Source organism: Anaerofustis butyriciformans (assembly GCF_036289385.1).
GTDB classification, from domain to species: Bacteria; Bacillota; Clostridia; order Eubacteriales; family Anaerofustaceae; genus Anaerofustis; species Anaerofustis butyriciformans.
Window position 1 is genome coordinate 73,819 of the sequence record NZ_JAYFFH010000003.1, and the last position, 13,226, is coordinate 87,044.

Here is a 13,226-nt window from a genome sequence, read left to right on the forward strand (position 1 = left end):
TTTCTTTTGTTGCTTATTTAATTAAATTTTTCATGTAAATTAAAGATTGTTTTTCAAAAAAAATGGCTAAAGAGAAGCTTTATTTTTTATTACTCATTAAATATTTTAAATAATAAAATAATTTGTTTTTAAAGTGATTTTTGTAGATTGATTAAAATATTATTAAAAAAAATTATTATTTTTTTCTTTTCGTAATATAAAAAGTATAAGATTTTAATAAAACTTTTATCAAGTGGTAATATTTTCCAGTTTCGTTTTGAAAGTAATCGAAACATATTGAAAAAAACATTAAAATTGATATAATGTATTTATATAAATACAGAAAAGGAATGGTTTATCATGGAAAAAAACGAAATAATATCAAAAGGTAAAAAAGTTATTGAAATGGAGAGATATGAACTTGGAAGATTAATGGACTCTCTTGATGATAACTTTGTTAAAGCCGTAGAAATGATAACTGATTGTAAAGGTAAAATAATTTTAACAGGAACAGGAAAATCAGGTTTAATTAGTAGAAAAATCGCTGCAACTCTTTGTTGTACAGGTAAACCTGCATTTTTCTTAAGTGCTTACAACTGTGAAAACGGAGATATTGGTGCTATTCAGCCAAATGACCTTATTATTGCGATTTCAAATAGTGGAGAAACAAATATTTTAAAAGAATTAGTTATTCCTTCAGCAAAAACAATTGGTGCAAAAGCGATTTGTTTAACAGGGAATACCGAATCTACACTTGCAAAACAATGTGATGTTGCATTATATATAGGAGTAGAAAAAGAAGCTTGTCCAACCGGTGTAAATGCGACAACTTCAACAACAAATACTCTTGCGATGGGTGATGCTTTAGCTATGGTAAGTGAAGAAATCAGAGGCGTTACAAGAGAACAAGTTCTTTTCTATCATCAAGGTGGCGCTTGGGGCGAAAAATTAAAAGAAGAATTTGAAAAATAATTAAAAACACACTACATGTTTGTAGTGTGTTTTTTGTTTTATTTATTATTTTTATATTGATTACTATATTTATAAAAAATAAAATAAGTAAATTCAAATAGGTTTTTAAATACATAATTAATTTTTATTATATTTTTTGCCTTGATATGCTTCTCTAGTTTTGAATTCATGGTGCAGTGTATTTAATACTTTCTTTTTGTTTCCACTCCAAATAGGAGCAATAAGTATTTTCTTAGGTCCATCTCCTGTTATTCTATGAATTACGATATCTTCTCTTAAATGTTCAACACAGTCAATTACAGTATCAATGTATTCTTCCATTGTATAAACTTTAAATTTATTTTCCATATAATCTTTTGCAAGATCCGTGTTTTTTAGAACATGAAGAAGTTGGAGTTTTATTCCTTGTATATCTCTTTTGTTTAAGTATTCTATTGTTTCTATTATATCTTTCCTATCTTCTCCGGGAAGTCCTAAAATAGCATGAACAATAACATCTATATTTTCTTTTCTTAGCTTATTTACCGCATTTTCAAAGCAATTGAGATCATATCCTCTTCTTATATATTTTGCAGTTTTTTCATGTATGGTTTGAAGACCAAGTTCTATCCAAACAGGTTTTATTTTGTTTAATTTGCTTATAAGCTCGATAATCTTGTCATCTAAACAGTCCGGTCTTGTTGCTATAGAAAGTGCAATAATATTGGGGTGGGATATTGCTTCTGTGTAAACTTTTTTTAGGTAATCAATTGAAGCATAAGTATTTGTATAGGCTTGAAAGTATGCTATGAAGTCAGATACAGTTGATTTGTTTTTCATTATTTCTATTTGATTATTAATTTGAGTTTGTATATCTTCTTTACTTTTACCTGCAAAGTCGCCGCTTCCTCCCATGCTACAAAATATACATCCTCTTGTATCTATTTTTCCGTCTCTGTTTGGACATGTCATTCCAGCATTAATTGATACTTTATAAACTTTTTTATTAAACTTTTCTTTTAACATGTAATCAAGGGAAAAATAAGGCTTTTCTCCCCATTTTTTATTATTTTTTTCTTTCATAAAAATATAATATCATTAAAAAATTTTATTTACAATATGAAAGATTATGTAAATAAAACTTTAAATTTTTTATATAAATTGTCATTTTCCAAGGTGAAAATACTATTTTTCACTAATGAAAAGATGTAAAAATATTTTTTTTTTGTTTCTTTTGGAAAATAATGAAAAGTGCTTGAAAATTTTACATTAATGCTTATAATATATTGTAGATAGAAACAAATAGAATTAATAAAGGAGAAAAGAAAAATGGTAAAATTATCACCTTCAATTTTCGGAGCTGATTTCGGTAGATTAAACGAACAAATTAAAGCTGTTGAAGACTGTAAAGTAGAAATGTTACATATTGATGTAATGGATGGGAACTATGTTCCAAATATCGCATTTGGTCCAGATCAAATTGCTATGTTAAGACCAAATACAGACTTATTCTTTGATGTGCATATGATGGTTAGAGAACCAGATAGATACATTGAAAGAATCGTTAAAGCAGGAGCTCAAATGATTACTGTTCATGCTGAAGCTACAACTCATTTACACAGAAGTTTAATGCTTATTAAATCTTTTGGTGTTAAATGCGGTGTTGTTTTAAATCCTGCAACTCCACTTGATGTACTTAAATATGTTTTAGATGATATTGATATGGTTCTATTAATGACTGTTAACCCAGGTGGTGGCGGTGGAAAATGCATCATGGGTATGGTTGAAAAAGTTAGAGAACTTAAAGAAATGATTGGCGACAGAGATATTGACATCGAAATCGATGGTGGTATAAATACTGAAAATGTTAAAGAGTTTGTAGATGCTGGTGCGAACGTAATTGTTGCTGGTTCTTTCGCATTTACAGGAGATGTTGAAAAGAATTTACAAGCTTTAAGAGAAGCTGCTGAGAAATAATTTTATTTAATTAATAAGGAGATGAAATAAAATGAAAGCTGCAAGACTATATGGAGTTCAAGACTTAAGATTAGAAGATGTTCCAAAACCTGAAGCAAAACCTGGTGAAGTTTTAATTAAAGTTAAAGCTGTTGGTATTTGTGGTTCAGACTTATCAAGATATCGTAGCCACGGACCAAAATTCCCTGAAAAAGGAATCTTTACATTTGGTCATGAATTTAGTGGACAAATCGAAGCTGTTGGTGAAGGCGTTACTAAATTTAAAGCTGGAGACAGAGTAACTGCTTGTCCTGCTCTTCCTTGCTTTGAATGTGAATATTGTAAAAAAGGCGAATATGCAAGATGTATGACTCTTGAAGTTATAGGTGCTGTAAGAGATGGTGCTTATGCTGAATATATTACAATGCCAGAAGTTAACGTTGTTCCAATTCCTGACAATGTAACATATGAACAAGCTGCTGTTATCGAACCTACAGCTGTTGTATATCATGGTTTATATAAAACAAAGATGCAACCTGGAGATGATGTAGCTGTTATGGGTTGTGGTCCTATCGGATTACTTTCAATCTTAGTTGCAAAAGTATTCGGTGCTAAAAGAATTATTGCAATTGATATTATGGAAGAAAAACTTGAATGGGCTAAACAATGCGGTGCTACAGATGTAGTATTATCTAAAATAGATGATTATAATTCAGCAAGAAACGGTGTACTTGAAGTGACAAACGGAAGAGGTGCTGATGTTGTTATTGAATCAGGCGGAACTCCAATCACATCTGCTCAAGTACTTGGTCTTGGATGTAAAGGTGCTAAAGTATTATACTTAGGTATTCCTTACGGAGATGTTAATATTCCAAGAGAATACTTTGAAAAAATCGGCAGAAGCGAACTTACTGTATATGGTTCTTGGAATGCTATTCAACAAGGATTCCCAGGAAAACCTTGGACTTCTACTGTAGCGGCACTTGAAAAAGGATTAATTGATTATAGTCCTATCATTACACATAGATATGCACTTGATGATATCGAAGAAGTATTTAAAGCTAATTTTGAAAGAAAAACATTATTTGGTAAGATTATGTTCTTCCCAGAAGGAGTAGAAAAATAATGGAAGGTCAATTTAAAACTATTGCAATCGGTTCTGATCACGCAGCAATCGAAGAAAGAAAATTACTTATAAAAGAATTAGAATCTTGGGGAATCAAGGTTATTGATATGGGACCTGATGCTCCACAACCTCCTGTTCAATTCTCTTTAATAGCAGAAAAAGTTGCTCTTGAAGTTGTTAATGATGAAACAGGAGAAACAGGTGGTATTTTAATGTGTGGTAACGGTGTCGGTATGTCTGTTGCCGCAAATAAAGTTCCAGGTGCAAGAGCTGCTGTATGTAACGAATTATTTACAGCTAAATTTGCTAAAAGTGATACAAAACTAAATATTTTAACTATGGGCGCTAGAGTTATTGCTCCAAGAATGATGGCTGAAATAGCTAAAGTTTGGATTGAAACAGAATATTCAAAAGAACCAAGATTTACTGAAAGACTTGGTGTAATGGCTGAAATGGAAGCAAAATATCGTACAAAATAAATTTAGTTTAAGACAATAATCCTAAGGAAGACATATTGCCTTTTCTTTAGGATTTTGTTTTTATTATTGACCCTATTATTAAAAAAAGGTATAATAATGTAAGAATAATAGGGTATAAATTTTATGAAAGGATATAACATTTATGGATAAGATTGCAGCTTCGATTATGTGCGGAAATGCGCTTGAGTACGGCGAAGAATTAGATGCGCTTAAAGAAGCAGGCGTGGATATGATTCACTTTGATGTAATGGATGGCGAATTCGTAAATAACTTAGGCATGGGGCTTTATATGCTTGAGGCAATGAAAGAATATACTGATATGGTATTTGATGTTCATTTAATGGTTGTTGAGCCTGATGTATATTATGAAAGAATCGCAAAAACAGGAGCGGAATATATTTGTATTCATGCTGAAGCGGTAAAACATTTACACAGAAGTATTATGGCTATTAAAGCTGCCGGCGCTAAAGCTGGTGTTGTTTTAAATCCATCTACTAACTTAAATGTTTTAAAAGAAGTTATAAAAGATATTGATTTGGTTTGTCTTATGACTGTTAATCCTGGTGGATCAGGAGAAAAATTCATTCCAAACCAATACAAAAAAATTGCTGATTTAAAAGCAATGAAAGAAAAATATAATCCTGACTTGTTGATTGAAGTAGACGGTAATATTGGACCTGAAACAATCCCTGGATGTGCAAAAGCAGGTGCTGATGTTTATGTTTGCGGAACAAGTGCTATTTTTAAAGGGGATAGAAACTTATATAAACCTTTAACAAAAGAAATGAAAGATATAATACATAAAGCAGTAGGGGAGGACAAATAAGATGAATGATTTAAAAGTATCAGCGTCAATTATGTGTGGTAACCCTATGAAGTTTGGATGGGAACTTGAAAAGCTTGAAAAAGCCGGTGCAGACATGATTCATTTTGACATGATGGACGGACATTATGTTGAAAATATAGCTATGGGTATATATATGCTTGAACATATGAAAAAGAAAACAAAAATTCCTTTCGATGTTCATCTTGCAATGTTCCATCCTGAAAAACATATTGAAAAATTATGTAGTATTTTAGATGAAAATGACTTTATTCACGTTCATCCTGAAAGTACTATACATATACACAGAGTATTAAGAGATATTAAAAGAATGGGTGTAAAAACAGGTGTTGCATTAAATCCTGCAACAAATGAAGATGCACTTGAATATTTAATCGACGATATCGACATTGTTCTTGCAATGACGGTTTCTCCTGGATTTGCCGGTCAAAAATTTATCAAACAAACTCTTGGTAAAATTGAAAATATAAGAAAAATGGCAAATGACAGAAATCCGGATTTAATGATAGCCGTTGATGGAAATATTAATGAAAATACAATTCCAAACTGCGTAAAAGCAGGCGCAGATGTTTTAGTGGCAGGAACATCATCTATCTTTAAAGGTGATGATGCTGATTATAAAGAGCTTATTCAAAAAATGAAAGACTCAGTAAAATAAAAGAAAGAGGTACAATTCAAATGAGTGAAATGATGAGAGGCTTATGCCTAAATGAAGACAGACAACTTGAACTTAGAGAGTTCCCTGTTCCAGAACCTAAAAGAGGATATGTAAGAGTTAAAGTAAAAAGAGGCGGTATCTGTGCTACAGACTTAGCTTACTGGAAATTCGGTTCTGATAGATTAGGTGAACTTCCTGTAATTATCGGACATGAAGGTTGTGGTGTTGTTGATAAATTAGGTGAAGATGTTACTGATGTTAAAGTTGGTGACAGAGTTGTTGTTATGACTACATATAAAGTATGTGGTAAATGTAAAAACTGTGCAGTAGGTAACACAAACGTATGTATCGAAAGATTAGGTATCGGTTCTAAAAAGAACGGATGTTTCGCTGAATACGTAGAAGTTCCTTCAACAAGCTGTATCCCAATGCCAGATAACATGAGCTTTGAAGAAGGTGCTTTAATCGAAGTATTAGCTTGTGGTATCCATGCTGTTAGAGAAACAACTACTACACATGCTGACGAAGTTGTTGTAGTTTGTGGTCCTGGACCAATCGGTACACTTGCTGCTTTAGCTGCTAAAGCAAACAACTCAACAGTTGTATTAACAGGTATCAACCAAGATAAACACAGATTAGAAATCGCTAAAACATTAGGTATTGATTACTGTGTAAACCAACAAGAAGAAGACTTAAAAGCTCTTGTTATGGATTTAACAGATGGCTATGGTGCTGATGTTGTTGTTGAAGCTTCAGGTGCTTATCCATCATTAAATACATGTCTTGACATCGTTAAGAAAACTGGTACAATTTCTCAAATGGGCGTATTCCATGGTCCATCTCCAGACTACTTAGATTTAGGTAGAATTCAAGAAAAAGAAATCAGAATCCAAGGTACACTTTCTCAAAAACCAACAGCTTGGAGAAGAGCTATTGATTTAGTTGCTGCAGGCAAAATCAATATTAAACCTTTAGTATCTGACGTTATGAAACTTGAAGATTGGGAAGAAGCTTTCAACAAAGCTGCTAACGTAACAGGTTTCAAAGTATTATTTGACCCAGAAATGAAATAGTTAAAAAAAGGTGCTTTAAGCACCTTTTTTTTATATGTGGTCAAAATAATGAAAAAGTTTAAATTGTTACAATTGTCATTAGCTAAATATAAAAATTACAATAGTAATTGACATTAATGTTCATATGCTATATAATAATGACAACAAAATACAATGTTTAGGAGAGTGAAATAATAATGGCTAAGAAAAATGTAGTTATTACAGGCGGAGCCAAAGGTATTGGTAAAGCTATTTGTGAAAAATTTATTAAAGAAGGTTACGAAGTTATTATCGTAGACTATGATGAAGCTGGTATGCTTGAAACTCAAAAAGAATTACAAGAAAAAGGCGCTACAGTTTATGCTGTAAAATGCGATATCTCTAATTTAGATGATTGCAAAAAAGTTGCTGAATTAGTTGAAAAAGAATACGGTTATTTAACAACATTAGTTAACAATGCTGCGATCGGACCTGGTGGAGATCCAAAAGAAATCAGCTTAGACCCAGTTTTATTCCAAAGAACAATGGGAATTAACGTAAATGGTCCTTTCCATATGATTATTTCTTTACTTGACTTATTACTTAAAGCTAAAGAACAAGATCAAGTTCCTTCAGTAGTTAACGTTGCTTCAACAGCTGCATTTACTGGTGGTGGCGGAAGCGTTGTATACGCTGCAAGTAAAGGTGCTGTAGTTTCTATGACAAGAAGTTTTGCAAGATTCTTCGGTGATACAGGTTTAAGAATCAATGCAGTTGCTCCAACATTAATTATGACACCACTTATGGCTGAAAGATTCAAAGATGATCCAGAAGCTTTACAAAAGAGAAAAGATTCAGTTCCTCTAGGAAGATTTATGGATGTTACAGAAGTTGCTGATATAGTTTACTTCTTAAATACACCTTCATTCATCCATGGTGAAGTTATTATTGCTGACGGCGGAAGAAGCTTAAGTGTATAATATGGATACAAACAAAGATATAGATATTAAAGAAAAAGATAATTTGAACGAAGAGAATAAAAACGAAGATAAAGAGTTTCATTTAGATTCGACAAGTGGAGAAGATAGAAGAAAAATACTTGCCAGCTATAAGAAAAGTTTAAGAAAAAGGGCTTTTGCTCCTTTAATAGGTGGTAACGTTGGTATTAATCCCATAGACCTTTTAAAAGAAGAAGAAGCTGAAAAAGCTAAAAATCAAACATTGGATATTTATGATTTAATGGAAAGAAGAATATCCATGTTAGAAAAAAAGGTTGATCAGGCTCTATCTATGGCACGATTTTCATTTTATGTGAGTGTAGTTGCTATTTTATTGATGTTTTTATTGCTTTATATAAAATAGGGAGAACATTCTCCCTATTTTTATGTGAATAGTAATATTATTGATTTTAGATAATATATATTAACGTAATTTAATTTGTTGTTTTACTTTTATATTTTATTGACAAATTAAAGTTAAAGTATTATACTATTATTGTAACAAAGTTTCATTGATGTTTTATTGTAACAATAATGAAAACCTTTCGATAGATTATCGAGATGCTTGACAATTTAATATTAAATAATTAATTAGGTTAGAATATTTTTCGCTTACAGATTTAATCGGGGGTGATTAGATATGAAAACAATATTGGTGGCTTGTGGAACAGCAATTGCTACTTCTACAGTCGTTGCCAAAAAAGTAAAAAGACTTTGCGAACAAAATAATATTGAAGTAAAAACGGTTCAGTGTAAAGCTGCCGATGCTGCTTCTAAAGCAAATGAAATATTACCTGATTTGGTAATAGGAACTTGTGATTTGCCTGGAACATTCCCTTGCAAAACAATTAACGGAAGGGCATTCTTAACAGGTATTAAGTTACAAGAATGTATTGATGAATTATTGGAAACATTAAAAAGTTAAATTCATTAGGTATTATAAGAACATTTACGTAGGCGGGAATATTTAACATAGAAAACAAACAATTTTAATTTTAAAGGAGAAAAACAATGCAAGTCGTAACAAGTATATTTAGTTATATAATTGACATGGGTGCATCAGTAATGATGCCTATTATCTTTACAATTTTAGGTCTTGTAATGGGCGCTAAATTTGGTGAAGCTTTAAGAGCTGGTATGACTTTCGGTGTTGGTTTCATCGGACTTAATGCTGTTATCGGTATTATGTCTAGCACAGTTACACCAGTTGCTAACGCATTAGTTGAAAACTTAAACTTCAAATTAACAGCTGTTGACGTTGGTTGGGCTGCTGGTTCAGCTATCGCTTGGTCAACAGAAGCTGTTCCATTCGTATTCTTAGCTGTAATCTTAACAAACATCGTTATGATTATGTTAGGCTGGACAAAAACAATGGACGTTGATATCTGGAACTACTGGCATGTATTATTTACAGCTTCAGCTATCCTATTAATCTGTGGTAACTCTCCACTTTCTTGGGCTTTTGCTATCGGTCAAGCTGTTATCATGATGGCTATTATCTTTATCGTAGCTGACTGGACACAAGCTGACTGTGCTGAAATCTTTGGTCTTGAAGGTATTTCATTACCTCATATCCAATCTATGTGTAACTGTATCGTTACATACCCATTAGATAAATTATTAGGTATGATCCCTGGAATCAAAGACATCAGCTGGACAAGTGAAGGTATCGCTGAAAAACTTGGTTTATTAGGTGAACCTATGATGATGGGATTCATTATCGGTGGATTCTTATCAGCTTTAGCTCAATTTACAGCTCCACAAGTTAATGTAGGTACAGCTATCCAACAAATTCTTATCGTTGGTATGAACATCGCTGCTGTATTAGTACTTATCCCTAGAATGGTTGCATTACTTATGGAAGGTTTAATGCCAATCTCTGAAATGACTCAAGCATTCCTTGAAAAGAGATTCCCTGGTAGAGAACTTTACATTGGTCTTGATGCTGCTGTTGCAACAGGACATCCATTCGTAATTTCTTTAGGTCTATTAGCTATTCCTATTATCTTAGTAGAAGCTGTTGTTCTTCCATACAACTCTTTACTACCATTAGCTGACTTAGCTGCTTTACCATTCTACGTAATCTGTGCTGTATTACCAAACAAAGGTAACTTATTCAGAGGCTTAATCGAAGTAATCATTATGTGTGCTATTTACTTATGGTTCTCTACATATGCTGCAGACGTTATGACATCTTTAGCAGGTGCTGCAAACTTAACAATTCCTGAAGGTGCAACACAACTTTCAAACATCGCTTTAGGTGCTCAATGGATTACTTGGTTCCCATTCATGATTGCTAAAGCATTATTAGTTTAATTTAAATATTAATTAATTTTTAGTAAAATAACTTAATCTGGTCACACCCAAAGGGTTCTCAGTTGAGAACCCTTTTTTATTATTAAAATAATATTGCAAAAAATTAAACTTATGGTATAATAGATAAGTAATACAAATGTCATGTATATGTATTACTAAAAAATATTATATATGCGCCCTTAGCTCAGCTGGATAGAGCGTTTGACTACGGATCAAAAGGCCGGGGGTTCGAATCTTCCAGGGCGCGCCATCTGAAATTAAACACCTTTGAGGTGTTTTTTTTTATTAAAAGTTGTTATTTATAGAAGTAAATAAATTATAAAATAATTTAAAGAAATATGAAAAATATAGTAAATATTTGACAAAATATGAAAAATATTATAACATTATAATGACTAAAACTATAAGTAAACTTTGGAGAAACTATGAAGAAAAAATTTATTGCGATTATTTTAATGCTTTTTTGTGTGACTGCTTTTTTAGATTTCCCATTTGCAACAGTTAGTGCGAAAAAATCTACTGAACAGCAGTTAGAAGAGAAAAAACAACAAATAGAAAATAAAGAATCTGATTTACAAGATGCATCGAGTGAAGCTGATCAACTTCAAAGTGAAATAGATGATTATGAAAGTAAGATTTCTGACTTAAATAAAAAGATAAAAACTCAGGAAACTAAGAGAGATAAAGTTGAGAAGCAACTTGAAGAAGCTCAAAAAAAATTAGATGAAGCAAAAGAAAAGAAAGAAAAATATGAAGAAATATTTGCTCAAAGAATGGAAGTAATGTACATGTACGGAGGCAGCGGATATTTAGATGTAATCTTTTCTTCTTCTGGATTATCAGATTTAATAAGCAATATATCTAATTATAAAGAGTTAGTTACATATGACCAAAATATAATAAGTAATTTACAACAAGCAGAAGCAGAAATAGCAACACAAACAAAGAAAATAGAGAATGATAAAAAAGAACTTGATACTATCATTGCTGGGCTAGAAGCAGATAAAGAAGAACTTAATGTATTGACAGAAGCTAAAAAGTATCAGTTAACTGATACAAATGAAAGTATTGAAGCTATTGAAGAACAACTTGATATACTTGAAAAAGAAGCTATTGAATTAAATGATAAACTTTATGAAGAAAATATAAAAAATGGTAACTATTCAAGTGGTAATGCATATTATGGTAGAGGTCGTACAGCTGTTGTAAATGCAGCAAAAGCTCAAATAGGAAATTACAATGGAGATAAATTCTGGAGCTGGTATGGGTTTAATTATAGAGTTTCATGGTGTGCATGTTTTGTATCATGGTGTGCGAATGAAGCAGGATATATTAAAGCCGGTGTAATTCCAAAATTCTCATATGTTGATAATGGTGCAAATTGGTTTAGAGCAAGAGGAAGATGGAAAGGCAGAAGCTATACACCATCTCCGGGAGATATTATATTCTTTGATTGGGATGGTAATGGAGTAGGAAATCATGTAGGTATAGTTGAATACGTAAGCGGTGGAACTGTACATACAATTGAAGGAAATACATCTAATATGTGTGCAAGAAGAAGCTATTCTATAGGTTCTTGGAGCATTATGGGTTATGGAGTACCAAATTATTAAAAAATAAAAATAGCGGTGCAAAGGTACCGCTATTTTTTTATTATATTACTGCAAATAAAAAAGAGAAGTTATACTTCTCTTTTTTTAATTATTTTAATTTGTTAATTGCATCATAAAGTTTTTTTGCACCCATTTGAGGGTAATTTAATGCTAAACCATCAATTACAGGAATATCTGTATCAGGAACTTTTACACCAACTTTAACGATAGCATCAGGAGCTTCTGAAGCTATTAAGTCTTCAATCTTATCTGTAATAACATTACATTTTACAACTTCAACGTCTTTTCCACAGTTAGTGTGAATTAAATCTTCAAATTTAGCAAATTTAGCATCTTTCATGCTTGCTGCAATAATAATTTTCATGTTCATTCTCCTTTTCTTGTTACTTACAATATTATAATTTATATTACAAATGATTGCAAGTATTCTTATGTAAATTAGTATAAGTTAAGTTTTGATGAAGAAGGATTTAGTGTTTTTAGACCACCATCAATATAAATTGTTTGTCCTGTAAGATAATCTGACAAATCAGTTGCTAAAAATTCAATAACTTTTGCACAGTCTTCTGTATTGCCAAGTCTGCCCATAGGAACTTTTTCTGTAAGTTCACTAAATTGTTCTTCAAAATGAGCATCCCATTTTACTGTGTGGATATATCCTGGAGCAACTGCATTTACATTTACTTCATATGGAGCAAGTTCTAATGCAAATGTTCTTGTTAATGAGTCAACGCCTGCTTTACCTGCAGAGTAATGTGCTTGCGTAATGAATAGAGGTACAGAGCCTCCAACGGAAGAAATATTAATTATTTTACCACTTTTTTGTTTTTTCATTTGTTTTCCAACATATTTGCAGAAAATAAATGTTGAAAGTAAATTTATATGTAGAGCATGAACAAATTTATCTGTATCCATTTCAGTAGCAAGAGCAGGGCCAGCTCCGCCTGTTCCACCAACATTATTAATTAGAATATCAATATGTCCAAATTCTTTTATTACTTCGTCTACAACCGTTTTACCAAATTTATCATCGGTTGCATCTCCTTCAAAAGCCATTGATTTTCTTCCAAGAACTTCAATTTCTTCTTTTACTGTTGGTGCAAGTACATCTTTTTCTTTAAATTTTGTAGCTTTTAAATCTAAATCTGTAATAACAACATCTGCACCAAGTCTGGCAAGTCTAAGAGCATATTCTCTCCCTATGCCTCTTGCGGCTCCTGTAATTAAAGCGACTTTTCCTAAAAGTTTTTCTTCCATTTTATTATTCTCCTTAAT

General features: G+C 31.8%; 15 protein-coding genes and 1 tRNA gene. 13 read left to right on the top strand and 3 right to left on the bottom strand.

Annotation, left to right across the window (positions count from 1 at the left end):
- Nucleotides 1-339 precede the first annotated feature (339 nt).
- Nucleotides 340-951 carry a KpsF/GutQ family sugar-phosphate isomerase gene (locus V2W16_RS05635; protein ID WP_138268914.1) on the top strand — a complete coding sequence of 204 codons (612 nt, stop codon included), beginning with the start codon at nucleotides 340-342 and terminating at the stop codon, nucleotides 949-951.
- Nucleotides 952-1,068: 117 nt separating this feature from the next.
- On the opposite strand, the gene mnmL is transcribed toward V2W16_RS05635, so the two are convergent.
- Nucleotides 1,069-2,013: a tRNA modification radical SAM protein MnmL/YtqA gene (gene mnmL, locus V2W16_RS05640; RefSeq protein ID WP_329382875.1), complete on the bottom strand. Its 945-nt coding sequence runs from the start codon at nucleotides 2,011-2,013 to the stop codon at nucleotides 1,069-1,071.
- 246 nt (nucleotides 2,014-2,259) lie between these two features.
- Between mnmL and rpe (V2W16_RS05645) the strand changes: the two genes are divergently transcribed.
- The 12 genes from rpe (V2W16_RS05645) (at nucleotide 2,260) to V2W16_RS05700 (ending at nucleotide 11,951) form a co-directional block, all read left to right on the top strand.
- A complete protein-coding gene (gene rpe, locus V2W16_RS05645; RefSeq protein WP_329382878.1) occupies nucleotides 2,260-2,907 on the top strand; it encodes a ribulose-phosphate 3-epimerase in 648 nt (215 codons plus the stop codon).
- A gap of 31 nt (nucleotides 2,908-2,938) precedes the next feature.
- Entirely contained in the window at nucleotides 2,939-4,012 is a 1,074-nt protein-coding gene (locus V2W16_RS05650) for a galactitol-1-phosphate 5-dehydrogenase (protein WP_329382881.1), read from the top strand.
- Nucleotides 4,012-4,491 (top strand): RpiB/LacA/LacB family sugar-phosphate isomerase, encoded by a 480-nt coding sequence (locus V2W16_RS05655; protein ID WP_329382884.1) that lies wholly within the window; start codon nucleotides 4,012-4,014, stop codon nucleotides 4,489-4,491. Before V2W16_RS05650 ends, V2W16_RS05655 begins: the two co-directional genes overlap by 1 nt.
- 142 nt (nucleotides 4,492-4,633) lie before the next feature.
- Nucleotides 4,634-5,317 carry a ribulose-phosphate 3-epimerase gene (gene rpe, locus V2W16_RS05660; RefSeq protein ID WP_329382887.1) on the top strand — a complete coding sequence of 228 codons (684 nt, stop codon included), beginning with the start codon at nucleotides 4,634-4,636 and terminating at the stop codon, nucleotides 5,315-5,317.
- A gap of 1 nt (nucleotide 5,318) precedes the next feature.
- Entirely contained in the window at nucleotides 5,319-5,993 is a 675-nt protein-coding gene (gene rpe / locus V2W16_RS05665) for a ribulose-phosphate 3-epimerase (protein WP_138268908.1), read from the top strand.
- Nucleotides 5,994-6,013: 20 nt separating this feature from the next.
- The gene (locus V2W16_RS05670; RefSeq protein ID WP_329382891.1) at nucleotides 6,014-7,066 is read left to right on the top strand and encodes a zinc-dependent alcohol dehydrogenase; all 1,053 of its coding nucleotides are present in this window, start codon (nucleotides 6,014-6,016) and stop codon (nucleotides 7,064-7,066) included.
- Nucleotides 7,067-7,242: 176 nt separating this feature from the next.
- Nucleotides 7,243-8,004 carry an SDR family NAD(P)-dependent oxidoreductase gene (locus tag V2W16_RS05675; RefSeq protein ID WP_329382894.1) on the top strand — a complete coding sequence of 254 codons (762 nt, stop codon included), beginning with the start codon at nucleotides 7,243-7,245 and terminating at the stop codon, nucleotides 8,002-8,004.
- Between the two features lies 1 nt (nucleotide 8,005).
- On the top strand, nucleotides 8,006-8,386 hold the full coding sequence (locus V2W16_RS05680; RefSeq protein ID WP_329382897.1) for a hypothetical protein: 381 nt from the start codon (nucleotides 8,006-8,008) through the stop codon (nucleotides 8,384-8,386).
- A gap of 276 nt (nucleotides 8,387-8,662) precedes the next feature.
- Nucleotides 8,663-8,947, top strand: coding sequence for a PTS sugar transporter subunit IIB (locus V2W16_RS05685; RefSeq protein ID WP_138268904.1), 285 nt, complete (start codon nucleotides 8,663-8,665; stop codon nucleotides 8,945-8,947).
- 86 nt (nucleotides 8,948-9,033) lie between these two features.
- Complete coding sequence (locus tag V2W16_RS05690) at nucleotides 9,034-10,338, top strand: PTS galactitol transporter subunit IIC (RefSeq protein WP_329382900.1); 1,305 nt, start codon at nucleotides 9,034-9,036, stop codon at nucleotides 10,336-10,338.
- 173 nt (nucleotides 10,339-10,511) lie between these two features.
- A tRNA-Arg gene (locus V2W16_RS05695) sits at nucleotides 10,512-10,588 on the top strand.
- 175 nt (nucleotides 10,589-10,763) lie between these two features.
- Nucleotides 10,764-11,951, top strand: coding sequence for a CHAP domain-containing protein (locus V2W16_RS05700; protein WP_329382903.1), 1,188 nt, complete (start codon nucleotides 10,764-10,766; stop codon nucleotides 11,949-11,951).
- An 88-nt stretch (nucleotides 11,952-12,039) separates the two neighbouring features.
- On the opposite strand, the gene V2W16_RS05705 is transcribed toward V2W16_RS05700, so the two are convergent.
- Both V2W16_RS05705 and V2W16_RS05710 read right to left on the bottom strand, forming a co-directional pair.
- Nucleotides 12,040-12,315, bottom strand: a complete 276-nt coding sequence (locus tag V2W16_RS05705) for a hypothetical protein (protein WP_329382906.1) — start codon at nucleotides 12,313-12,315, stop codon at nucleotides 12,040-12,042.
- Nucleotides 12,316-12,389: 74 nt separating this feature from the next.
- Nucleotides 12,390-13,208 (bottom strand): SDR family NAD(P)-dependent oxidoreductase, encoded by an 819-nt coding sequence (locus V2W16_RS05710; protein WP_329382909.1) that lies wholly within the window; start codon nucleotides 13,206-13,208, stop codon nucleotides 12,390-12,392.
- Nucleotides 13,209-13,226 lie beyond the last annotated feature (18 nt).